Below are 21,310 nucleotides of genomic sequence, written 5' to 3' on the forward strand. Positions count from 1 at the left end.
TTTTGCATAAGAAAAATGAATATCTGATGTTTATCTTCAGAAATGCATTAATTAGGATCGCTCCCATGCTTGTGAACGACTCCCCCGCTGGCGCCCTGCGCCACCCGCGCGCCGCGCTGGCGCTGCTGTCCCTGTCCCAGTTGCTGATTGCGCTGGATGCCACCATCGTCTTCGTCGCGCTCGACGCCATGGGCCAGCAGCTGCAGATGGATGCGCACCACCTGCAATGGGTGGTCAGTGCCTACAGCGTGGCCTTTGGCGGCTGCCTGCTGCTGGGCGGGCGCTGTGCGGACCTGCTGGGCAAGCGGCGCATGTATGTGGCGGGGATGGCGCTGTTCGGCCTGGCCTCGCTGGTCGGCGGCTTCGCCTCCCAGCCCTGGCAACTGGTGCTGGGCCGCGCAGGGCAGGGCGTGGCAGGGGCGTTGCTGTTTCCGGCCACGCTGTCGCTGATCAATACCTTGTATGCGGCCGGGCCCGAGCGCAACCGCGCCCTGGCCGTGTGGAGCATGGCGTCGGCCGGCGGGCTGGCGGCCGGCGCGCTGCTGGGCGGCGTGCTCACGCAGACGCTGGGCTGGAACTGGGTGCTGTGGGTGCTGGTGCCCGTGGCCTGGCCGTGTGCCATGGCGGCGCTGCGCTTTCTGCCGCCCTCGGCCCGTACCGGGCGTGCCGCACCGGGCCAGGGCTTTGATCTGGCCGGTTGCCTGAGCGTGACCGTGGGCAGCAGCCTGCTGGTGACGGCCCTGGTGCAAGGCCCTGAATGGGGCTTTGCCAGCGCCGCCACGCTGGGGACGCTGGCCGTGGCCATGGCGGCGCTGGTCCTGTTCTGGCGCATCGAGGCCCGCATCGCCTCGCCGCTGATGCCGCTGTCCCTGCTGCGCGTGCCCAGCCTGCGCTCGGCCATGCTGCTGACCATGATCTTCATGAGCAGCTTTGGCGTGCAGTACTACTTTCTGGCGCTGTATTTCCAGCAGATCTTCGGCTGGAGCCCGCTGCAGGCCGGCCTGGCCTTCCTGCTGCCTACGGCGGTCTGCACGCTGGGCATCCGCTGGGCCGAACACTGGCTGCACCGCTCCACGCCGCGCACCGTGCTCATGGGCGGCTGGGCCGCAGGCACCCTCGGCCTGGCCTACATGGCCTGGGCACTGCCGCTGGGCGGCAGCTATGTCTGGCTGGTGCCGGGCTTTGTGGTGCTCAGCCTGGGCCAGGGCGCGTGCTGGACCGCCATGTGGGTGGTCGCCGGCCAGGGCGTGGCGGCTGCGCAGCAGGGCGTGGCCTCGGGCATTGCGGCCACGGCCCAGCAGGTGGGCGCAGCAATGGGGCTGGCCTTGCTGGTGATGGTGGCCACGGCGCCGCTGGCCGGTATCACGGCGCCCGATGCGCTGCGCGAGGCCACGGCCCGGGGGCTGCAGCAGGCCGAATGGGGTGCCGCGCTGATCGCGCTGCTGGGGTGGGTGGTGTCGGCGGCCATGCGCCGCGCACCGGCAATCCAGGCCGTGCCGGGCGCGGAGCAGCCTGCCTGCTCGCCTTGAGGTCACTGGCCCGCAGTTACCATCTGCGGCTGCTTTGCACACCCCTCACCACCAACCCACATGGCAGAAACGAGCATCTCCAGCGACTGGGTCCGGCATTTGCAGCTGGGCGCAGGCCTGGAGCGCATCGAGGCCTACTTCGGCGGGCACGGCTACGCGCCCCACAGGCACGACACCTACGCGCTGGGCCTGACGCTGTCCGGCGTGCAAAGCTTTGCCTACCGCCGCAGACAGCGGCACAGCCTGCCGGGCGGTGCCATGGTGCTGCATCCCGATGAATTGCATGACGGCCACGCGGGCACCGACGCAGGCTTTCGCTACCGCATGGTCTATGTGGAGCCGGCCCTGATCCAGCAGGTGCTGGGCGGCAGGCCCTTGCCTTTCGTCGAGGGAGGACTTTCGGCTGATCCCCGGCTCAAGGCTGCGCTGCTGCCCTTGCTGCAATGCCTGGGCGAGGACCTTGAGCCGCTGGCACGCGACGATGCCCTCTACGACCTGGCGCTGGCCCTGGAGGCCGTGGCCGGTCGGCGCAAGCTCAGGCGTCTGCCGGACCTGGTGGCCGTGGAGCGTGCCCGCGCCTGCATCCATGATTCGCTGGAGCAGGGCGTAACCCTGGAGGCGCTGTCCCAGGCCAGCGGCCTGGACCGCTGGCGGCTGTGCCGGGATTTCCGCGCGCTCTACGGCACCAGCCCCTACCGCTACCTGAGCATGCGCCGGCTGGACACCGTGCGGCGCCTGCTGCTGGCGGGGCAGGGCGTGGCCGATGCTGCACTGCAGGCCGGCTTCTTCGATCAGAGCCACATGGCGCGCCAGTTCGCCATGGCCTATGGCGTGCCGCCCGCACGCTGGCTCAGGCGCCTGGGCGCGGCCTGAGCTGCACGATCGTGCAAGACCGCAGGGAAGGCGCTTCCTAGCATGGAGGCTTCACACGCTTTCATAAGGTCTGCCCATGACGTTCCCCGTTGAAAACCGCCCCTACGAGGCCATCAACTTCCCCGACAAATTCAGCCGCTTCACCGGCCAGTGGAGCCCCCGCGTCGTCGCCGAGATGAACGACTACCAGTTCAAGATCGTGCGCGTGCAGGGCGAGTTCATCTGGCACTCGCATGCCGAAACGGATGAAGCCTTCCTGGTGCTGGACGGCGAGCTGCGCATCGACTTCCGTGATGGCCATGTGCTGCTGCGCCAGGGCGAGCTCTACGTGGTCCCCAAAGGCACGGAGCACAAGCCCAGCGCCGAGCGGGAAGCCCGCCTCATGCTGATCGAGCCGCGCGGTGTGCTGAACACCGGGGAGGAAGGCGGCGAGAGGACGGCGTTGAACGACGTGTGGGTTTAGCGGGCTGGCGGTTGGCTGTCGCCGGGATGGCCGGCCAGCTAGAGAATGTCGCGCTCCCACTTCTGCGTTCCGTGCAGGCGGCGCGCCAGGCTGTCGATGCGCCACTGTCCCGCCTTGCGATGTACGGAGAAACGGTGTTCGTATGCCATGGACTCGTTGGCGCGAAGAACGATGAGTTCCATTCTCGATGCGGATTGCTGGGTCACCGACAGCAGCAGGTCTTGCGCGGAGTGGTGGGTGGGTGTGCCAAAAGAGCTGTGGGCGTAGGCGCGCGGCTTGGAGGTGCAGTACTTGGCCACGATGTCCAGTTGCTCTGCCCAGAACTCAGGCGCGGATGCGGATGCTGCGTGCCTGGCGGCGCCTTTGCGTTCCCAGGCTTCCATGGCCAGGATGTAGGCGCGAACCACTCGTTCAGGCGTCTGCGTTTCGGTGCCCGGTGGTGTCTCTGGCCAATCCTGAGCCTGCGGTGCTACAGGCGGCGGCGGGCTGGCGCTGCCAGACCTCTCCAGCAGTGCCATGACCTGCGTATGTCCCTTGGCCCGGGCCAGCGCCCAGGCGTTTTCCTGGCGGAAATCCAGCGGTGCGGGATCGGCACCTGCCTCCAGAAGCAAGGCCACCAGTTCCGTATGGCCGGCCTGCGCGGCGCTCATCAGTGCCGTGCGGCCCAGCTCGGGCGAGGCGATTTCGATGTCGGCATTGTGCGAGAGCAGCATTGCAGCGATGGCCGCATCGCCCAGGCTCGCCGCCCAGGCCAATGCCGTGCTTCCAAGCGCCTTGCATTGCAGGTTGAGCGATGCTCCGTGGCGCAGCAGGGCGGCCACGGCCTGCGGCTGCCGCTGGATGCTGGCCTCGATCAGTGCCGTCCTGCCGGTTCCCTTGTGGCGCCAATCTATGTCTGCGCCGCGGGCCAGCTGGGCATCGATTGCCGCGACATCACCGGCACTTGCGGCCTTGAAAAGGAGATGGGACATGGGGGATCGGCTTTCTGAAGTCAAAAGGCCAGGGCAGGGGCCGTGAAAAAGGGCGCCGCAGCGCCCTTTTATCTTATGCGGGCTGTTTCAGCCCAGTTCAGCTCAGCCCAGCAGCAGCGCGTCGTCTGCCAGCTTTTCGCCGCGCACCTTCTCGAACATTTGCAGCAGGTCGGGCACGTCCATGCGGGCGCGTTCCTCGCCGCTGACGTCGAGCACCACCTGGCCCTGGTGCAGCATCACCGTGCGCTCGCCCACGTCCAGCGCCTGGCGCATGCTGTGGGTGACCATCATGGTGGTGAGCTTGGCCTCGGAGACGATGCGCGCCGTCAGCTGCAGCACGAAGTCGGCCGTGCGCGGGTCGAGCGCGGCGGTGTGCTCGTCCAGCAGCAGGATGCGCGAAGGCTGCAGCGCCGCCATCAGCAGGCTCACGGCCTGGCGCTGGCCGCCCGACAGCAGGCCGATGCGGTCGGTCAGGCGGTTTTCCAGGCCCAGGCCCAGGATGGACAGGCGCTCGCGGAAGTTGTCGCGCATCTCGGCCTTGACGGCGCGGCTCAGGCGGCGGAAGGTGCCGCGGCGCTGGGCCAGGGCCATGTTTTCCTCGATGGTCAGGTCCTCGCAGGTGCCCGCCATGGGGTCCTGGAAGACGCGGGCCACGCGTTCGGAACGTGCCCACACGGGCAGGCGCGTCATGTCCTGGCCGGCGATCTCGATGCGGCCCTTGTCCACGGACAGGTCGCCCGAGACGGCGTTCAGGAAGGTGGACTTGCCGGCGCCGTTGGAGCCGATGACGGTGACGAACTGGCCGTCGGGAATGTCCAGCGACATGCCGCGCAGCGCCCGCGTTTCGATGGGCGTGCCGGGGTTGAAGGTGATTTCGAGTTGTTGTGCGCTCAGCATGAGTGCAATCTCCGGTATTTCTTCGTTCAGTCGCTCAAGGCGTGGTGCTTGAACTGACGCGGTCCAAACTCAGGGACGCCGAGCAAGGGCCGCCCCGCAGCGATGGCGTCGTTCCCCTCCCTCGCGCAGCGAGTAGAGAGGGGGAAGCGGCATAGCCGCTCAGGGGGTGTCATTTCCTTTGCGCAAATTTGCGCTTCAGTTGGGGGATCACCAGGGCGACGGTCACCAGCAGCGCGGTGACAAGGTTCAGATCCTGGGCCTTGAGGCCGATGAAATCGCTGTTGAGGGCCGCTGCAATGAAGAAGCGGTACACGATGGCGCCCACCACCACGGCCAGCGTGGCCCAGACGATACGGCGCGAGGGCAGGATGGACTCGCCCACGATCACGGCAGCCAGGCCGATGACGATGGTGCCGATGCCCATGGAAATGTCCGAGCCGCCCTGGGTCTGCACGAACAGCGCGCCGGCCAGGCCGACCAGGCCGTTGGAGATCGCCATGCCCAGCAGGATCATGGCGCCGGTGTTCACGCCCTGCGAGCGTGCCATGCGGGCGTTGGAGCCCGTGGCGCGGATGGCCAGGCCCCGCTCGGTGGCGAAGAACCAGTCCAGGCCCAGCTTGGCCAGCACGACGATGACGAACAGGATCAGCGGGCGCATCACATAGTCGGCCACGCTGTCGGGCTGCAGCAGGGTGAACAGCGTGGTCTCGTTGATCAGCGGCACGTTGGGGCCGCCCATGATGCGCAGGTTGACCGAATACAGGCCGATCATCATCAGGATGGAGGCCAGCAGGTCCATGATCTTCAGGCGCACATTGAGCCAGCCCGTGATCAGGCCCGCGACGGCGCCAGCGGCCGTGCCGGCCAGCGTGGCCAGCCAGGGATTGGTGCCCGTGGAAATCAGGATGGCGCAGACGGCGCCGCCCAGCGGAAAGCTGCCGTCCACCGTGAGGTCGGGAAAGCGCAGCAGTCTGAACGAGATGAAGACGCCCAGCGCCACCAGGCTGAAGATCAGGCCGATCTCGACGGCACCGAGCAATGAAAAGAGGGACATAGGAAGAGCGACAGGCGCGTGGGAACGGAAAACGACTTAAAAAAAGGGCAGGGCCATGTTGCCATGGCGCCTGCCACCGTGGGCGCACTGCCCGGGTTGGTCCCGGGCAGGCAAACCCCGGGTATTACTTGATCACCTGGGCGGCCGACTTGACCAGTGCGTCGGACAGCTTCACGCCTTGCTTCTCGGCGGCGCCCGGATTCACGAACAGCTCCATCTTGGTGCTGACTTCGGTCTTGAGGTCGCCGGGCTTCTCGCCCTTGAGGATGCGCACCACCATGCGGCCGGTCTGCTCGCCCAGATCGCGGTAGTTGATGCCCAGGGCCGCCACGGCGCCGCGCTTGACGGAGTCGGTGTCCGAGGCCACCAGCGGGATCTTGGCGTCCTGGCCGACCTTGACCAGCGACTCGTAGGCCGAGACCACGTTGTTGTCGGTGTTGGTATAGATCACATCGACCTTGCCGACCAGGCTGCGCGCAGCGCTGCTGACGTCCACGGAGCGGGGAGCGGCGGCTTCCACCAGGGTCATGCCCAGCTTGGGCAGCAGGGTCTTGAGTTCCTTGACGACCACGGCGGAGTTGGCCTCGCCGGGGTTGTAGACCATGCCCACGCGCTTGGCGTTGGGCACGACCTGCTTGACCAGCTCCATCTGCTTGTCCAGGGCCAGCAGGTCGGACACGCCGGTCACGTTGTTCTTGGAAGGCTCCCAGCTGGGCACCAGCTTGGCGGCCACGGGGTCGGTCACGGCGGAGAACACCACGGGCACGGTCTTGGTGGCGGCGACCACGGCCTGGGCCGAGGGCGTGGCGATGGCGACGATGGCATCAGGCTTGTCGCCCACGAACTTGCGAGCGATCTGCGCGGCCGTGCCGGTGTTGCCCTGGGCACTCTGGTACTGCCACTTGAGGTTCTTGCCGGCTTCGTAGCCTGCTTCCTTGAGCGCGGCCTGCACGCCGTCGCGCACGGCGTCGAGTGCAGGATGCTCGACGATGGCGGTCACTGCGACCGACTTCTCGTCAGCGGCGTGGGCGCCGCCCGCAATGGCGGAAATTGCCAGGGCCAGCGCGCCCAGGGGCGCCCAAGACAAGTGCTTCATACGTGTATCTCCAACGTGCTTGTGGTTGTTCCTGTTTGCTCAGCAGAAGGCCGCACAGGACGGTCGCGGCGCTTCGCGGCAAAGTCTACTGCAGCCGCCCTGTACGCCTTGGCGTTTGGACGACCCGGTTTTCACCTATAGGTTTGTATCTAAAAATTGGCATGAAATCTGCGGGGAATGCCCTAGGTGCAACTTTTTCATGCGTCTTGGACAGGTTTGGCGATGCAGGTTTGCGTCTTCAAGGGCCTGTTTTTGGCTTTGCCGTGCATTTTTATTGCGTGCGATGGCATTTCGGATGGCCTTCTATGCTTTCTGCACCGATGTTGCTTTGACGAGGCTCAAAGAAAAAGCCTGCACAAGCAGGCTTGGGCAGGCTTCAGGGAAGGGACGGTGTGGCGCGCGGATCACATGCCCGCGTAGTTCGGCCCTCCGCCGCCTTCGGGCGTGACCCAGACGATGTTCTGCGTGGGGTCCTTGATGTCGCAGGTCTTGCAGTGCACGCAGTTCTGGGCGTTGATCTGCAGGCGCTTGCCGCCCTGGGCCGTATCGTCCACGAACTCATAGACGCCGGCCGGGCAGTAGCGCTGCTCGGGGCCTGCGTACTTGGCCAGGTTGATGGCCACGGGCACCGAGGCGTCCTTGAGCGTCAGGTGGGCGGGCTGGTCTTCGGCGTGGTTGGTGTTGCTGATGAAGACGCTGGACAGTCGGTCGAAGGTCAGCTTGCCATCGGGCTTGGGATAGTCGATGGGCTTGCACTCGGCCGCAGGCTTCAGGTAGGCGTGGTCGGGCTTGTCGCGGTGCAGCGTCCAGGGGATGTTGCCCTTCAGCACGAACTGCTCGATGCCGTTCATCAGCGTGGCCGTGGTCAGGCCCTTCTTGAACCAGGCCTTGAAGTTGCGCGACTTGTTCAGCTCTTCGTACAGCCAGCTGTTCTCGAAGGCCTGGACATAGGCGCCCAGCTCGTCGCCCTGGCGGCCCGCGACGATGGCGTCATAGGCGGCCTCGGCGGCCAGCATGCCGGTCTTGATGGCGGCATGGCTGCCCTTGATGCGGCTGACGTTCAGGAAACCTGCGTCGCAGCCCACGAGCGCGCCGCCCGGGAACACGAACTTGGGCAGGGACAGCAGGCCGCCGGCCGTGATGGCGCGCGCGCCGTAGCCCAGGCGCTTGGCCGGCTTGATGCCCTTGGACTCGTCGCCTTCCAGGTAGTAGCGGATGTTGGGATGGGTCTTCCAGCGCTGGAATTCCTCGAAGGGGCTCAGGTAGGGGTTGGCATAGTCCAGGCCCGTGATGAAGCCCAGCGTGACCTTGTTGTCGTCCAGGTGGTAGAGGAAGGCGCCGCCGTAGGTCTTGCTGTCCATGGGCCAGCCGGCCGTGTGCATCACGAAGCCGGGCTTGTGGCGTGCCGGGTCGATTTCCCACAGCTCCTTGATGCCCAGGCCGTAGCTTTGCGGGTCCTTGCCGGCGTCCAGCTGGTACTTGGCGATGATCTGCTTGCCCAGATGGCCGCGTGAGCCTTCGGCAAAGATCGTGTACTTGGCGTGCAGCTCCATGCCCAGCTGGAACTCGCCCGTGGGCTCGCCGTCCTTGCCGATGCCCATGTTGCCGGTGGCCACGCCCTTGACCGAACCGTCCTCGTTGTAGAGCACTTCGGCAGCGGCAAAGCCCGGGAAGATTTCAACGCCCAGTGCCTCGGCCTGCTCGCCCAGCCACTTGACCACGTAGCCCAGGCGAACGATGTAGTTGCCATGGTTCTGGAAGCAGGCTGGCAGCAGGAAGTTGGGCGTGCGCAGGGCGGATTTCTCGCCCAGGAAAATCATGGCGTCATCGGTGACGGGCTGGGTCAGGGGCGCGCCCTTTTCCTTCCAGTCAGGGATCAGCTCGGTCAGCGCACGCGGGTCCATGATGGCGCCCGACAGGATGTGGGCACCGGGTTCCGACCCCTTTTCCAGCACGACGACGGAGACATCCTGGCCTTTTTCGGCCGCCAGCTGCTTGAGGCGGATGGCCGTGGCCAGCCCGCCGGGGCCGCCGCCGACCACCACCACGTCGTATTCCATGGCTTCGCGCGGCCCGTACTGGGCCAGGATTTCTTCGTTCGTCATCGGGGTGTCTCGCTTGGATATTGAAAAACAGGATGGTCGGCAGACCGAACGTTTGTTCGGTTGCAGCGCAAAAGCCGCAATGCGGTGGATTCTATGACGTGCTTGGACCCTGCCGTTGCTGATAGGTGACAGCGCGGGAATCCGCCCTGCTGCACAGTGACCGGGGGCTGCGGGGCATGGTGCCTTGCGGTGGCGCTACAACAAGGAGACTGCAGGCATGCGCATAGAGATTCCAGAATATAAAAAATGGGTTCACGAGATGCGATTCAAAGTGCGCTGGGGCGACATGGACGCCATGGGCCATGTCAACAACGCCATGTACTTCCGCTATCTGGAGACTGCACGCATCGACTGGATGGTTGAAGCGGGCATGGCGCCTACGCCGGGCGGGCAGGGGCCGGTCATCGTCAATGCGTTCTGCAACTTCCACCAGCAGCTGGCCTATCCCGACGAAGTGCTGCTCAAGATGTACGTCAGCGACCCCGGCCGCACCACCTTCGAGACCTGGGGAACCATGGAACGCGTCTCCGAACCCGGCGTGATCTGCGCGGCCGGTGGCGGCACCGTCATCTGGGTGGACTTTCCCAGGCAGAAGGCCGTCGAGCTGCCGGGCTGGGTGCGGGAGATGGTGGGCGGCACGGCTGGCCCAGGTTGACTCAGGCTCGCCCGCTGTACCAGCCGACGTGTAGCCAGCAATGGCTGGCGGGGCTGGCCCGGTCCGGACGAACAAGCCCTTTGATGCAGGGTGCGCTGGGGATTTTGTTCTGCCGCATTGCAGATCCATCGCAGCCCTGGGTAGCCCGGCGTGGCGGCCGGGCGCGACTTACGCAGCGGCCAACCGCTCCTTTGCCAGCCGCGTGCCTTCTGCCAGCGCTTGCAGCTTGCGCCACGCCACGTCGCGGCCCATGGGTGCGAGGCCGCAGTTCGTGCAGGGGAACAGCCGCTCCTTCGGCACGAACTCCAGCGCCCGGCCGATGGTGTCGGCCACCTCTTCGGGGGTCTCCACCACGTCGCTGGCCACGTCGATCACGCCGACCATCACGTCCTTGCCGGCCAGCAGCCTCATCAGGTCGGGCGGCACGTGGGAGTGGATGCACTCCAGGCTCACCTGGTCGATGCGGCTCTTGGCCAGCGCGGGGAACACCGTCTCGTACTGGCGCCATTCATCGCCCAGGGTGCTTTTCCAGTCCGTATTGGCCTTGATCCCGTAGCCGTAGCAGATATGCACGGCCGTCGTGCAGGTCAGGCCCTGCGCCGCACGTTCCAGCGCCTGCACGCCCCAGTCGGCGGCGTCCTTCATGTAGACGTTGAAGGCGGGCTCGTCGAACTGGATGATGTCCACGCCGTCGGCCTGCAGCGCCAGGGCCTCCTGGTTGAGCAGCTCGGCGAAGGCGAAGGCCATCTTCACCCTGTCGCCATAGAAGCGGTCCGCCACGGTGTCGACGATGGTCATGGGGCCGGGCAGCGTGAACTTCAGCTTCTTCCTGGTGTGCGCGCGTGCCAGTTGCGCCTCGAAGGCATGCACGCGGCCCTTCAGGCGCAGGGCCGACACCACCTGCGGCACCATCGCGTCGTAGCGGTTGTCGCGGATGCCCATCTTCACCTTGTTCTCGAAGTCGATGCCCTCGACCTGCTCCAGGAAGCCGTGCACGAAGTGCTGGCGTGACTGCTCGCCGTCGCACACGATGTCCAGGCCTGCGTCTTCCTGGGCCTTGATCCACAGAAGGGTTGCATCGGCCTTGGCCTGGCGAAGCGCATCGCCTTCGGCCTTCCACTGGGGCCAGAGCTTGTTGGTTTCAGCCAGCCAGGCGGGCTTGGGCAGGCTGCCGGCGATCGAGGTTTCGAACATCTGGGAATTCCTTCAAATCAAACAGGGGTATGGCGGGCGTGCTCCGGGACGGTTTTCCCGGCCCGCCACGGATTGGGTGCCATGGCAGGCATGGCGGCGGATGCTACAGGGCGAAATCGGCAGCCCATTGCTCAAGCACATTCTTGTACGGCTTGATGAAGTGCTGCTCTGCAAACTTGCCCTGCTTGACAGCCAACTGGCTGCGCTCTTCCCGGTCATAGACAATCTGCGTCGACGAGTAATCGTGATTCTTCAGGCTGGGTTGATAGAGCATCCCGGCTGCAGAATTCGCGTTGTAGATTTCGGGGCGATAAATCTTCTGGAAGGTCTCCATGGTGCTGATCGTGCCGATCAGCTCGATATTCGTATAGTCGTTCAGCAGGTCGCCGTGAAAGTAGAAGGCCAGTGGCGCAACGCCATTTGGAGGCATGAAGAAGCGAACCTGCATTCCCATCTTCTCGAAATACCGGTCGGTCGAGGAGAACTCGCTCTGCCGATACTCGATGCCCAGTATGGGGTGCCGGTTTCCGGTGCGCTGGTAGGTCTTGCTGGTGGACACGCTGATACAGATGACGGGCGGCTTGTCGAAGTGCTGCCTGTAGGTGCCTGAACTGGAAAATTGCCTGAACAGCTTTCCATGCAAGTCGCCAAAATCATCGGGGGTGCCGAATTCGGATCGGTTGGCGTTGTACTGCGCAAGCACAACGCTGAAATCGTAGTCGCGCACGTAGGAGGAGAAATTGTTCCCTGCGATGCCGTCTATGCGCTTGTGGTTCTTCTTGTCGAGGATGCTGGTCTTCAATATCTCGATCAACGGAAACGCACCAAGGCCGTTTCTGGCGCCAATTCCCATTTCGACCGAGATGATCTCGAGCTCCACCGAGTAGCGATCTCCCGTGGGATTGTCCCAGTGGGCCAGGTCGTTGAAGCGGTTGTCAATCATCCTCAGCGTGTTGCGCAGGTTCTGCTGCCGGCAATCGCCACGGGCCAGATTGGCAAAGTTGGTGGTAATTCGCGTGCTGTCCGATGGTTGATAGTCTTCATCGAAACGAATGCGCTTGAGATGGAAGCTGAGTTCTTGGTTCATTGTGATCTGCGACCTGATTCATGCCCTTGCCGAAAACTGCGGGCAAGCAATAGGTGCGGATGTTATGGACGGCAATCGATGAAGTAAAGTGGTCTTATCTCATGAAACCATGAGCCTGGTTCATCAAAAGCCGGCAGGCCAGAGCGCATCCCGCTCAGCGCGGTGGAGCCAGTCGGTATCCGGGCCAGTTCCGACCGCGCCGCGGTCTTCAGGCTGACTGGCGCAGCACCAGCTTGGGCCTGGCCAACAACTGCTGGCGGGGCTGGCCCGGATGGGCCATGCGTGCCAGCAGCAAGGTGGCAGCCTGTTCGCCAAGCTCGGCGGGGCGCACGTCCACCGTGCTCAGGGGGGGATGGGAATGCGCGGCATCGAACACGTTGTCGAAGCCCATGAGCGCGAAGTCTTTGCCTGCGCGCAGTCCGTTTTCGTCCAGGGCAGACAGTGCGCCAAAGGCCACCAGATCGTTGTAGCAGATGGCCGCCTTGATGGCTGGCTGCGCGGCCAGCAGGCTGCGCATGGCGTCATGCCCTCCCGTGCGCGTGGGGCTGGCGGAGAAAACCAGGTCTTCATCGAAAGCCAGGCCCGCATCGGCAAAGGCGGCCCTGCAGCCGCTCAGGCGCTGCTCCAGCATCAGGCCGTCCAGCCCTCCCAGAAAACCGATGCGGCGATGCCCGGCCGCCAGCAGGTGGCGCGTGGCCGCCATCACGCCGTGGGCGTTGTCGGCGCCTGCGAAGTCGTAGCTTCCCTCGCCCAGCGTGCGGATCATGACCACCAGGGGAATGCCCCATGACTGCAGGTCCTGCGCCAGCGAGGCCGGCGTGTCCAGCGCCGGGCACAGCGCAATGCCTGCCGCGTTGTGCTCGCGCATGGTGGTCAGCACTTTTTGCTGGCGCTCCAGGCTTTCGCTGGTGTGGGCCATGAGCGTGATGAAGCCGGCATCGGCCAGCCTGCGCTCCAGCCCCGCCAGCACCTCGGCAAAGAAGGGGTTCATCAGGTCGTTGATCACGACTCCGACCATGTTGGACGACTGGCGCCGCAGCTCTCCGGCGCGGCGGTTGTAGACGTAGCCGAGCTGCGCTGCCGCTGCACGCACGCGCTCCGATGTTTCGGCCGGAATCAGGGGGCTGCCCTTGAGCACCAGCGACACCGTTGATTTGGAGACCTGGGCCGCAGCCGCCACGTCAAGGATGGTCACGGCGCGCACGGAAGGGGGCTTGTTCATCATGGTTCGGTGTTTTCCCTGGGTCGGCGCGATTGTGCTTGATCTTCTTTTGGAACGTTCCAATAATCAATTAGAACGTTCCAATAGAAATCATCAATACAGGGAGGGAGACCATGAGCGAGGTCGGTTGGGGATTGATAGGGGCCAGCACCATTGCTGCCGATCACATGATCGGTGCCATCCGCGCGCAGCGCGGGCACACGGTGGCGGCGGTCGCCAGCCGCAGTGCAAAGCGCGCGGCGCAGTTTGCTGCCGAGCAGGGCATTGCCCGCGCCTACGACTCGGTGCCCGCCATGCTGGCCGACCCGTCAGTCCAGGTGGTCTACGTCAGCTCCGACAACGAATTGCGCCACGCCCAGGCCCTTGCTGCGGCAGCGGCCGGCAAGCATGTCCTGTGCGAGAAGCCATTGGCGCTGACCGTGCAGCAGGCGCTGGACATGGTGAGGGCATGCCGGGCCGCAGGCGTGGTGCTGGGCACCAACCACCACCTGCGCAACGCGGCAACGCACCGCAGGATGCGCGAGCTGGTGCGCGATGGCGCCGTGGGCCAGCCGCTGTTTGCGCGCATCTTCCACGCCATCGAACTGCCGCCCTCTGTGCAGGGCTGGCGGCTGGAGCGGCCCGAGGCCGGTGGCGTGATCCTCGACATCGGCGTGCACGACGTGGATGCGCTGCGCTTCATCCTGGGGGCTGAGCCGGTGGAGGCGGTGGCGCTGGAGCAGCAAGGACCGCTGTCCCGCAACGGCGTGGCGGACGGCGTGATGGCCGTGCTGCGGCTGGACAACGGCGTGCTGGCGCAACTGCATGCGGCATTCACCGTGGCGCATGCGGGAACCGGCATCGAGATCCATGGCACCTCGGGCTCGCTCATCGGGCGCGATGTGATGACGCAGCGGCCGGGCGGCGAGGTGCTGCTGCGCAATGGGGCCGGCGAGCAGTCCATTGCCGTGGAGCACCACGGTCTCTACGCGCATGGGGTGGCCACGTTCTGCGCCGCGCTGCGTGGCGAAGGCCTGCCTGCCGCCACCGGCGAGGATGGCGCGCGCTCGCTGGCGGCGGCGGTGGCCATGGCCCAGGCCTGCCGCACGGGCCGGGCCGTGCCCATAGCCAATCCCCTTGCACGGGAATGGGGGGCAGCCGCATGAGCAAGCACATCACCGCCGCACAGGCTGCAGCCTTGCTGCGCGACGGCGACATCGTCAGCGTGAGCTCGTCCAGCGGGCTGGGCTGCCCCGACAAGGTGCTGGCCGCCATTGGCGAGCGCTTCGAACGCGAGGGTGCTCCGCGCAACCTGACCACGCTGCACCCGATTGCGGCCGGCGATATGTACGGCATCAAGGGAATGGACCATCTGGCCCGGCCCGGGCTGCTGTCGCGTGTCCTGGCCGGCTCGTATCCCAGCGGCCCGTCCTCGCTGCCCATGCCTGCGATCTGGCGCATGGTGGTGGACAACCAGATCCAGGCCTACAACATCCCCAGCGGCATCCTGTTCGACATGCACCGCGAGGCGGCTGCGCGGCGCCCGGGCGTGCTGACCCAGGCGGGCATGGGCACCTTTGTCGATCCCGCACAGCAGGGCTGCGCGATGAACGAGCCGGCCAGCCGCCATCCGGTAGTGCGCCTGCAGCATTTCGACGGGCGCGACTGGCTGTTCTTTCCCGCTGTGGCGCCCGACGTGACCGTCCTGCGCGCCACCACGGCCGATGAGCGCGGCAACCTGGGCTATGAGCACGAAGGCGCGCTGCTGGGTGCGCTGGAGCAGGCGATGGCCGCACGCAACAACGGCGGCATCGTCATCGCCCAGGTCAAGCGCATCGTCAGGGCCGGCCACCTGAGGCCGCACGATGTCCGCGTCCCCTGCCATCTGGTGGACCATGTGGTGGTCGATGCCGATCAGTGGCAGACCACGCAGACGGTGTACGACCCGGCCATCAGCGGGGAGGTTGCGCAACCGCTGTCCGGCTTCGAGCCCCAGGCCTGGGGGCCCGAGAAGGTGATTGCGCGCCGCGCCGCCATGGAGCTGGCGCACGGGCATGCCGCCAACCTGGGCTTTGGCATTGCGGCCAATGTGCCGCGCATCCTGCTCGAGGAGGGCCTGCATGGCGAGGTGACCTGGGTGATAGAGCAGGGCGCCGTCGGCGGCATGCCGCTGCTGGGCTTTGCCTTTGGCTGCGCGGCCAATGCCGATGCCATCGTGGCCTCGCCCCAGCAGTTCACCTATTTCCAGGGCGGGGGCTTCGATGTGACGCTGCTGTCCTTCCTGCAGGTGGATGGCGATGGCAGCGTCAATGTCTCGCGGCTGGGGGCCAGGCCCTATCTGACGGCCGGCTGCGGCGGCTTTGTGGATATCACGGCCCATGCGCGGCGCATCGTCTTCTGCGGACTTTTCACGGCCGGCGCCAGGCTGCGCGTGGGAGACGGGCGGCTGGACATCCTCGAGGAGGGCGGCACGCGCAAGTTCGTCGGCATGGCCGAGCACATCAGCTTCAGCGGCCTGGTCGGGCGCCAGCGCGGGCAGCGGGTGCGCTATGTGACCGAGCGCTGCGTCATCGACCTCGAAGACCAGGGCCTGGTCGTGCGCGAGATCGCGCCCGGCGTGGACCTGCAGCGCGATGTGCTGGAGCAGGCCGGCATGGCGCTGCAGGTGGCGCCCGACCTGCGGCGTATGGATGAGCGCCTGTTCCACGATGCGCCCTTTGGCCTGGCCCTGCAGGCCCGGGAGGTCCGCCGTGGCTGAGACCCTGGTTCAACTGGTGCGCCAGGGCCCCGTGGCCCAGGTCACGATAGACCGGCCCGCACGGCTGAACGCGCTGACCCCCTGCATGCTCGACGCACTGGAGCACATGGCGCGCGAGATCGAGGCCGATGGCGCCATCCGTGCCGTGGTGCTGACCGGCCGTGGCGACAGGGCCTTTTGCGCGGGCGCCGACATCCATGCCTGGGCCGCGCTGCAGCCGCTGGACATGTGGCGGCAGTGGGTGCGCCGTGGCCACCAGGTGTTCGACCGGTGGGCGCGGCTGCGCCAGCCCGTGATTGCGGCGCTCAACGGCCATGCGTTCGGCGGCGGGCTGGAGCTGGCCATCACCAGCGATGTGCGCATCGCCGTCGATACGGCGCAGTTCGCGCTGCCAGAGGCATCGATCGCCACCTGTCCCGGCTGGTCCGGCTCGCAGCGGCTGGTGCGGCTGATCGGCCCCGGCCACGCGAAGTACCTGGCCCTGGGCGGCGTGCGGCTGTCCGCCGATCAGGCGCTGGCCTGCGGGCTGGTGCATGAACGGGTGCCGGCCAGCGAACTGGGCCTGCGCGCTGCTGCGTTGGCCCACGACATGGCAGGCCAGGCGCCCGTGGCACTGCAGCTGACCAAGCAACTGATCAATGCCGCCGCTGGCGAAGACGCACCCGCCGCGCTGGAAGCCATGGCCGCAGCCCTGGCCGCGAGCACGGCCGATGCAGCCGAAGGCCTGCTCAGCTTCAAGGAAAAGCGCGTGCCGCGCTACCTGGGCCGCTGAATCTGCGCCGACCTGCCGACCTGCCGACCTGCCGATTCGCCGTCCCGCCCTTGCCTCACCCCTGAACCACCCAAGGAGACCGCCACCATGACTGCCGCGAACCCGCCTCCAGCCCATGCACCTGCAGTGAATGCAGGGGCCATGGCCGGCCTCGTCCACAGGCGCCCGTTCCATGGCCGGCTGCTCATCGATGGCGCCTGGGCCGATGCGGCCGACGGCGCGACGCTGGAACGCCGCTCCCCGGCCCACGGCACCGTGGCCAGCATCCATGCGCGGGCCGGGCGGGCCGATGCCGCGCGTGCCATTGCCGCAGCACGCCGCGCTGCGGACCACGGGCCCTGGCCCCGCATGAAGGGTGCGCAGCGCGCCAGCGTGCTGCGTGCCGTGGCCGAATGCCTGCTGGACCGCAGGCAGGAATTGGCGCGGATGGAGACGCTGGAGACCGGCAAGCCGCTGGCCCAGTCGCTGGACGAGGTGGGCGCGGCGGCCGACCTGTGGCACTACGCCGCCGCACTGGCGCGCAACCTGCATGGCGACAGCTATGACACGCTGGGCGAGCAGACGCTGGGCGTGGTGCTGCGCGAGCCGCTGGGCGTGGTCGGCATCGTCACGCCCTGGAACTTTCCCCTGCTCATCGTCAGCCAGAAGCTGCCCTTTGCGCTGGCCGCCGGCTGCACGGCCGTGGTCAAGCCGGCCGAGGAAACATCGGCCACCACGCTGATGCTGGGCGAGATCCTCATGAACGCCGGCCTGCCGCCCGGTGCCGTCAACATCCTGCCAGGCGGCGGTGGCGCTGTCGGCGAGGTCCTGGCCGCGCACCCGGACATCGACATGCTGTCCTTCACGGGCTCCACGGAAACAGGCCGGAAGGTGGCCGCAGCATCGGCGCAGACGCTCAAGAAGCTGTCCCTGGAGCTGGGTGGCAAGAACCCCCAGATCGTCTTTGCCGACTGCGACTTCGAGGCGGCCGTCGATGCCACGGTGCTGGGCATGCACTTCAATGCCGGCCAGTGCTGCAACAGCGGCAGCCGCGTGCTGGTGCAGGCGGCCATCGCCGAGCGCTTCGTGGCCGCCGTGGCCGAGCGCGCTCGGCAGGTGCGCGTGGGCGATCCGCTGGACCAGGGCGTGCAGGTGGGCGCCATCACCACGCAGCGCCAGCTGGACGTCATCCTTACCCACATCGAGGCTGCGCGCCAGGCCGGCGCCCGCGTGGTGCTGGGCGGCGGCCGCATGGCGCGCCCGGGCCTGTATGTGGAGCCCACGGTGCTGGCCGGCGTGACGCCGGACATGGCCGTTGCCAGGCAGGAGGTCTTCGGGCCCGTGCTCGCGGTGCTGGTCTTCGAGGACCTGGACGATGCGATCGACCTGGCCAACGCCACGCTCTACGGCCTGTCGGCCGCCGTCTGGAGCCGTGACTTCAGCACCTGCCTGGCGGCGGCGCGGCGCATCAAGGCCGGCACGGTCTGGGTCAATACCTTCCTCGAAGGCCATGCCGAGCTGCCTTTCGGCGGCTACCGCCAAAGCGGCCTGGGCCGAGAGCTGGGCCGCCGTGCCGCCGAGGACTACACCCAGGCCAAGACCCTGCACATGCACCTGGGTGCGCGCAGCCACTGGTATCTGCCCATCCACGAAGGAGACACGGCATGAAGCGGCCACTGACTGCCATGGCGCTGGCCATGGCCCTTGCCACACCGCCGGCCGCCATGGCCGGGCAGAGCGTCGAGGTCCTGCACTGGTGGACCGCTGGCGGCGAGGCCGCCGCGCTGAACCTGCTCAAGAGCGGGCTGGAAAAGCAGGGCGTGCGCTGGAACGACATGCCCGTGGCCGGTGGCGGCGGCGAGGCGGCCATGACGGCGGTGCGCGCCCGCGTGACCTCGGGCAACCCGCCCACGGCGGTGCAGATGCTGGGCTTCGACATCCTGGACTGGGGCGGCCAGGGCGTGGTCGCCGACCTGGATGCCCTGGCCGCGCGCGAGGGCTGGGACAAGAGCGTGCCGCAGGAGGTGCAGAAATTCTCGCGCTACCAGGGCCGCTGGATCGCGGCGCCGGTCAACATCCATTCGACCAACTGGCTGTGGGCCAACCGGCAGGTGCTGGCCCAGGCGGGCGTGACGGCCCAGCCAGCGAGCTTTGACGAATTCATCGCGGCGGCGCGCAAGGTGCGCCAGGCCGGTTTCATCGCCATCGCCCATGGCGGCCAGCCCTGGCAGGAGGCCATCGTGTTCGACAGCGTGGCCCTGTCCACGGGCGGCGCCGACTACTACCGCAAGGCCTTCATCGAGCGCGATCCGGCCACCATCCGGTCGGCGACCACGCGCAAGGTATTCCAGCGCATGGCGCAGATCCGCAGCCTGGTGGACAAGGATTTTTCGGGGCGCGACTGGAACGTGGCCTCGGGCATGGTCATCGCCGGCAAGGCGGGCTTCCAGATCATGGGCGACTGGGCCAAGGGCGAGTTCCTCAACGCCGGCAAGCAGCCCGGCAAGGACTTTGCCTGCTATCGCTTCCCGGGCACCCAGGGCATGGTGGCCTTCAGTACCGACCAGTTCGTGATGTTCAGGCTGTCCGACGCGGGCAAGGCGGCCGCTCAGCGCAAGCTGGCGGCCGCCATCATGGAGCCGGCCTTTCAGTCGGCGTTCAATGTCGTCAAGGGTGCGGCGCCTGCGCGCCTGGACGTGGCGGATACGGCCTTCGACGAATGCGGCAAAAAGGCCATCCGCGACGTGGCCGAGGCCGATGGCCGGCGCAGCATGCTGGGCTCCATTGCGCTGGGCCATGCGACGGCCGCATCGGCCAAGAACGCCATCTATGACGTGGTCACGCGCCACTTCAACGGCCAGATCGACGATGCCAGGGCCGTGGCCGAGCTGGCCTCGGCCCTGGCCGACTGATGGAGGACCCTGCCATGAAGGCCGGCTGGCTCCCCAGGCTGCTGCTCAGCCCCAGCGTGCTGCTCACGCTGGTGTGCGTGTACGGATGCATTCTGTTCACGGTCTATCTGTCGTTCACGGCATCGACCCTGCTGCCGCGCCATGAATGGGCCGGCACCGCTGCCTACACGCGGCTGCTGGGGCTGGAGAACTGGAAGATCTCGGCGAAAAACCTCGCGGTGTTCGCCAGCCTCTACATCGCCATTGCTATGGCGCTGGGCCTGGTACTGGCCATCCTGATCGACCAGAAGATCCGCGCCGAGGCCGTGCTGCGCTCCATCTTCCTGTACCCCATGGCCCTGTCCTTCATCGTCACGGGAACGGCGTGGAAATGGCTGCTCGACCCCGGCGTGGGCCTGGAAAAATCCATGCACCTGCTGGGCTGGCAGGGTTTTGCGTTCGGCTGGATCAAGGACGGCGACATGGCCATCTACTGCGTGGTCATCGCCGCCGTGTGGCAGACCAGCGGCTTTGCCATGGCCCTGTTCCTGGCGGGCCTGCGCGGGGTGGACTCCGAGCAGATCCATGCGGCGCGGCTCGATGGCGCGCGCACCTGGCAGGTCTACTGGCGCATCGTCCTGCCGCAATTGGGGCCGGTTTTCGTATCGGCCTTCGTGATCCTGGCGCACATGGCCATCAAGTCCTATGACCTGGTGATTGCGCTGACCAATGGCGGGCCCGGCCGCTCGACCTGGCTGCCCTCGGTGTTCATGTACCAGTACTCGTTCACCCGCAACGAGATGGCCGTGGGCGCGGCCAGCTCGGTGCTGATGCTGCTGGCCGTGGGCGCCATCGTCCTGCCCTATCTCTGGGGCGCCATGCGCAGCGCAGGAGGTCGCCATGACTGAGCTGCGCACACCCTGGTCCGTGACACGGCGGCTTCAGCCCTGGCGCGTGCTGCTGTATGCGGCGCTGGTCCTGCTGGCGGCGGTCTTCCTGCTGCCGGTCTATGTGATGCTGGCCAATTCGTTCAAGCCGCTCGACGAGATCCGCAGCGGCCACCTGCTGGCGCTGCCCTGCCAGTGGACGCTGGCGCCCTGGCGCAGCGCCTGGAGCACGGCGCAGATCGGCGTGCAGCCCACGGGGCTGCGGCCGTTCTTCCTCAATTCCTTCCTGGTGGCCGTGCCATCCGTGCTGCTGTCCACGGCCCTGGGCGCGCTCAACGGCTGCATCCTGACCCAGTTCCGTTTCCGGGGGGCGGACCTGCTGTTCGGCGCCATCTTGCTGTCGGTCTTCATTCCATTCCAGATCGTGCTGATCCCCATGGCCAAGATGCTGGGGGCGCTGGGCCTGGCGGGCAGCCTCAAGGGCCTGGTCTTCGTCAACACGGTGTACGGCATAGGCTTCACCACGCTGTTCTTTCGCAACTACTACGCGGCCTTCCCGGCCGAGCTGGTGCGCTCGGCGCGCATGGATGGCGCGGGGTTCTTCGGGCTGCTGTGGCGCGTGCTGCTGCCCAACAGCCTGCCCATCGTCGTGGTGGCCGCGATATGGCAGTTCACCAGCATCTGGAACGAGTTCCTGTTCGGCGCCTCGTTCAGCGATTTCAGCTCCTACCCGCTGACCGTGGCGCTGAACAACCTGGTCAACAGCAGCACCGGCGTCAAGGAATACAACGTCCACTTCGCGGGGGCGTTCATCGCGGCCTTGCCGACGCTGGCCGTGTACCTGGTGTCGGGCCGGTTCTTCGTGCGCGGGCTGATGGCCGGCGCCGTCAAAGGCTGA

The 21,310-nt window shown here is 66.7% G+C and carries 19 protein-coding genes; 11 read left to right on the top strand and 8 right to left on the bottom strand.

Annotation, left to right across the window (positions count from 1 at the left end):
• The first annotated feature begins 65 nt into the window (after positions 1–65).
• The 3 genes from HFGMBDPB_RS09725 to HFGMBDPB_RS09735 all read left to right on the top strand — a co-directional run bounded on the left by HFGMBDPB_RS09725 (position 66) and on the right by HFGMBDPB_RS09735 (position 2,865).
• A complete protein-coding gene (locus HFGMBDPB_RS09725; RefSeq protein ID WP_212645320.1) occupies positions 66–1,529 on the top strand; it encodes an MFS transporter in 1,464 nt (487 codons plus the stop codon).
• Between the two features lie 60 nt (positions 1,530–1,589).
• Complete coding sequence (locus HFGMBDPB_RS09730; RefSeq protein WP_212645321.1) at positions 1,590–2,402, top strand: AraC family transcriptional regulator; 813 nt, start codon at positions 1,590–1,592, stop codon at positions 2,400–2,402.
• Between the two features lie 76 nt (positions 2,403–2,478).
• On the top strand, positions 2,479–2,865 hold the full coding sequence (locus tag HFGMBDPB_RS09735) for a cupin domain-containing protein (RefSeq protein WP_160852402.1): 387 nt from the start codon (positions 2,479–2,481) through the stop codon (positions 2,863–2,865).
• 38 nt (positions 2,866–2,903) lie between these two features.
• On the opposite strand, the gene HFGMBDPB_RS09740 is transcribed toward HFGMBDPB_RS09735, so the two are convergent.
• The 5 genes from HFGMBDPB_RS09740 to HFGMBDPB_RS09760 form a co-directional block, all read right to left on the bottom strand.
• A complete protein-coding gene (locus tag HFGMBDPB_RS09740) occupies positions 2,904–3,836 on the bottom strand; it encodes an ankyrin repeat domain-containing protein (protein WP_047216916.1) in 933 nt (310 codons plus the stop codon).
• Between the two features lie 102 nt (positions 3,837–3,938).
• A complete protein-coding gene (locus HFGMBDPB_RS09745; protein ID WP_016446316.1) occupies positions 3,939–4,733 on the bottom strand; it encodes an ABC transporter ATP-binding protein in 795 nt (264 codons plus the stop codon).
• 169 nt (positions 4,734–4,902) lie between these two features.
• Positions 4,903–5,787: an ABC transporter permease gene (locus HFGMBDPB_RS09750; protein WP_016446315.1), complete on the bottom strand. Its 885-nt coding sequence runs from the start codon at positions 5,785–5,787 to the stop codon at positions 4,903–4,905.
• Between the two features lie 124 nt (positions 5,788–5,911).
• The gene (locus tag HFGMBDPB_RS09755; RefSeq protein WP_016446314.1) at positions 5,912–6,883 is read right to left on the bottom strand and encodes an ABC transporter substrate-binding protein; all 972 of its coding nucleotides are present in this window, start codon (positions 6,881–6,883) and stop codon (positions 5,912–5,914) included.
• A gap of 404 nt (positions 6,884–7,287) precedes the next feature.
• Positions 7,288–8,988 carry an electron transfer flavoprotein-ubiquinone oxidoreductase gene (locus tag HFGMBDPB_RS09760; protein ID WP_016451517.1) on the bottom strand — a complete coding sequence of 567 codons (1,701 nt, stop codon included), beginning with the start codon at positions 8,986–8,988 and terminating at the stop codon, positions 7,288–7,290.
• Positions 8,989–9,205: 217 nt separating this feature from the next.
• Here HFGMBDPB_RS09760 and HFGMBDPB_RS09765 point away from each other — a divergent pair, with 217 nt between their 5' ends.
• Complete coding sequence (locus tag HFGMBDPB_RS09765) at positions 9,206–9,643, top strand: acyl-CoA thioesterase (RefSeq protein ID WP_016446312.1); 438 nt, start codon at positions 9,206–9,208, stop codon at positions 9,641–9,643.
• A gap of 168 nt (positions 9,644–9,811) precedes the next feature.
• On the opposite strand, the gene HFGMBDPB_RS09770 is transcribed toward HFGMBDPB_RS09765, so the two are convergent.
• The 3 genes from HFGMBDPB_RS09770 to HFGMBDPB_RS09780 form a co-directional block, all read right to left on the bottom strand.
• Entirely contained in the window at positions 9,812–10,837 is a 1,026-nt protein-coding gene (locus HFGMBDPB_RS09770; RefSeq protein ID WP_017404854.1) for a methionine synthase, read from the bottom strand.
• Between the two features lie 103 nt (positions 10,838–10,940).
• Entirely contained in the window at positions 10,941–11,924 is a 984-nt protein-coding gene (locus tag HFGMBDPB_RS09775) for a DUF1852 domain-containing protein (protein ID WP_034366714.1), read from the bottom strand.
• A 208-nt stretch (positions 11,925–12,132) separates the two neighbouring features.
• On the bottom strand, positions 12,133–13,149 hold the full coding sequence (locus HFGMBDPB_RS09780; protein WP_016446309.1) for a LacI family DNA-binding transcriptional regulator: 1,017 nt from the start codon (positions 13,147–13,149) through the stop codon (positions 12,133–12,135).
• A gap of 110 nt (positions 13,150–13,259) precedes the next feature.
• Here HFGMBDPB_RS09780 and HFGMBDPB_RS09785 point away from each other — a divergent pair, with 110 nt between their 5' ends.
• The 7 genes from HFGMBDPB_RS09785 to HFGMBDPB_RS09815 all read left to right on the top strand — a co-directional run bounded on the left by HFGMBDPB_RS09785 (position 13,260) and on the right by HFGMBDPB_RS09815 (position 21,310).
• The gene (locus HFGMBDPB_RS09785) at positions 13,260–14,291 is read left to right on the top strand and encodes a Gfo/Idh/MocA family protein (protein ID WP_212645322.1); all 1,032 of its coding nucleotides are present in this window, start codon (positions 13,260–13,262) and stop codon (positions 14,289–14,291) included.
• Positions 14,288–15,883, top strand: coding sequence for an acyl CoA:acetate/3-ketoacid CoA transferase (locus tag HFGMBDPB_RS09790; RefSeq protein WP_017404857.1), 1,596 nt, complete (start codon positions 14,288–14,290; stop codon positions 15,881–15,883). Before HFGMBDPB_RS09785 ends, HFGMBDPB_RS09790 begins: the two co-directional genes overlap by 4 nt.
• Positions 15,876–16,655 carry an enoyl-CoA hydratase/isomerase family protein gene (locus tag HFGMBDPB_RS09795; protein ID WP_043791169.1) on the top strand — a complete coding sequence of 260 codons (780 nt, stop codon included), beginning with the start codon at positions 15,876–15,878 and terminating at the stop codon, positions 16,653–16,655. The genes HFGMBDPB_RS09790 and HFGMBDPB_RS09795 overlap by 8 nt, the downstream gene beginning before the upstream one ends.
• Positions 16,656–16,742: 87 nt before the next feature.
• Complete coding sequence (locus tag HFGMBDPB_RS09800) at positions 16,743–18,302, top strand: aldehyde dehydrogenase family protein (protein ID WP_212645323.1); 1,560 nt, start codon at positions 16,743–16,745, stop codon at positions 18,300–18,302.
• Positions 18,299–19,546, top strand: a complete 1,248-nt coding sequence (locus HFGMBDPB_RS09805) for an ABC transporter substrate-binding protein (protein WP_212645324.1) — start codon at positions 18,299–18,301, stop codon at positions 19,544–19,546. The genes HFGMBDPB_RS09800 and HFGMBDPB_RS09805 overlap by 4 nt, the downstream gene beginning before the upstream one ends.
• Before the next feature lie 14 nt (positions 19,547–19,560).
• Positions 19,561–20,433 carry a carbohydrate ABC transporter permease gene (locus HFGMBDPB_RS09810; RefSeq protein WP_212645325.1) on the top strand — a complete coding sequence of 291 codons (873 nt, stop codon included), beginning with the start codon at positions 19,561–19,563 and terminating at the stop codon, positions 20,431–20,433.
• Positions 20,426–21,310 carry a carbohydrate ABC transporter permease gene (locus HFGMBDPB_RS09815; RefSeq protein WP_203400804.1) on the top strand — a complete coding sequence of 295 codons (885 nt, stop codon included), beginning with the start codon at positions 20,426–20,428 and terminating at the stop codon, positions 21,308–21,310. Before HFGMBDPB_RS09810 ends, HFGMBDPB_RS09815 begins: the two co-directional genes overlap by 8 nt.

This window comes from Delftia sp. PE138, assembly GCF_018320755.1.
GTDB classification, from domain to species: domain Bacteria; phylum Pseudomonadota; class Gammaproteobacteria; order Burkholderiales; family Burkholderiaceae_C; genus Comamonas; species Comamonas tsuruhatensis.

Excerpts from the sequence above, each read along its gene's own strand:
- HFGMBDPB_RS09725 (WP_212645320.1), top strand. The coding sequence starts at position 66 with ATGCTTGTGAACGACTCCCCCGCTGGCGCCCTGCGCCACCCGCGCGCC.
- HFGMBDPB_RS09730 (WP_212645321.1), top strand. The coding sequence starts at position 1,590 with ATGGCAGAAACGAGCATCTCCAGCGACTGGGTCCGGCATTTGCAGCTG.
- HFGMBDPB_RS09735 (WP_160852402.1), top strand. The coding sequence starts at position 2,479 with ATGACGTTCCCCGTTGAAAACCGCCCCTACGAGGCCATCAACTTCCCC.
- HFGMBDPB_RS09740 (WP_047216916.1), bottom strand. The coding sequence starts at position 3,836 with ATGTCCCATCTCCTTTTCAAGGCCGCAAGTGCCGGTGATGTCGCGGCA.
- HFGMBDPB_RS09745 (WP_016446316.1), bottom strand. The coding sequence starts at position 4,733 with ATGCTGAGCGCACAACAACTCGAAATCACCTTCAACCCCGGCACGCCC.
- HFGMBDPB_RS09750 (WP_016446315.1), bottom strand. The coding sequence starts at position 5,787 with ATGTCCCTCTTTTCATTGCTCGGTGCCGTCGAGATCGGCCTGATCTTC.
- HFGMBDPB_RS09755 (WP_016446314.1), bottom strand. The coding sequence starts at position 6,883 with ATGAAGCACTTGTCTTGGGCGCCCCTGGGCGCGCTGGCCCTGGCAATT.
- HFGMBDPB_RS09760 (WP_016451517.1), bottom strand. The coding sequence starts at position 8,988 with ATGACGAACGAAGAAATCCTGGCCCAGTACGGGCCGCGCGAAGCCATG.
- HFGMBDPB_RS09765 (WP_016446312.1), top strand. The coding sequence starts at position 9,206 with ATGCGCATAGAGATTCCAGAATATAAAAAATGGGTTCACGAGATGCGA.
- HFGMBDPB_RS09770 (WP_017404854.1), bottom strand. The coding sequence starts at position 10,837 with ATGTTCGAAACCTCGATCGCCGGCAGCCTGCCCAAGCCCGCCTGGCTG.
- HFGMBDPB_RS09775 (WP_034366714.1), bottom strand. The coding sequence starts at position 11,924 with ATGAACCAAGAACTCAGCTTCCATCTCAAGCGCATTCGTTTCGATGAA.
- HFGMBDPB_RS09780 (WP_016446309.1), bottom strand. The coding sequence starts at position 13,149 with ATGATGAACAAGCCCCCTTCCGTGCGCGCCGTGACCATCCTTGACGTG.
- HFGMBDPB_RS09785 (WP_212645322.1), top strand. The coding sequence starts at position 13,260 with ATGAGCGAGGTCGGTTGGGGATTGATAGGGGCCAGCACCATTGCTGCC.
- HFGMBDPB_RS09790 (WP_017404857.1), top strand. The coding sequence starts at position 14,288 with ATGAGCAAGCACATCACCGCCGCACAGGCTGCAGCCTTGCTGCGCGAC.
- HFGMBDPB_RS09800 (WP_212645323.1), top strand. The coding sequence starts at position 16,743 with ATGACTGCCGCGAACCCGCCTCCAGCCCATGCACCTGCAGTGAATGCA.
- HFGMBDPB_RS09805 (WP_212645324.1), top strand. The coding sequence starts at position 18,299 with ATGAAGCGGCCACTGACTGCCATGGCGCTGGCCATGGCCCTTGCCACA.
- HFGMBDPB_RS09810 (WP_212645325.1), top strand. The coding sequence starts at position 19,561 with ATGAAGGCCGGCTGGCTCCCCAGGCTGCTGCTCAGCCCCAGCGTGCTG.
- HFGMBDPB_RS09815 (WP_203400804.1), top strand. The coding sequence starts at position 20,426 with ATGACTGAGCTGCGCACACCCTGGTCCGTGACACGGCGGCTTCAGCCC.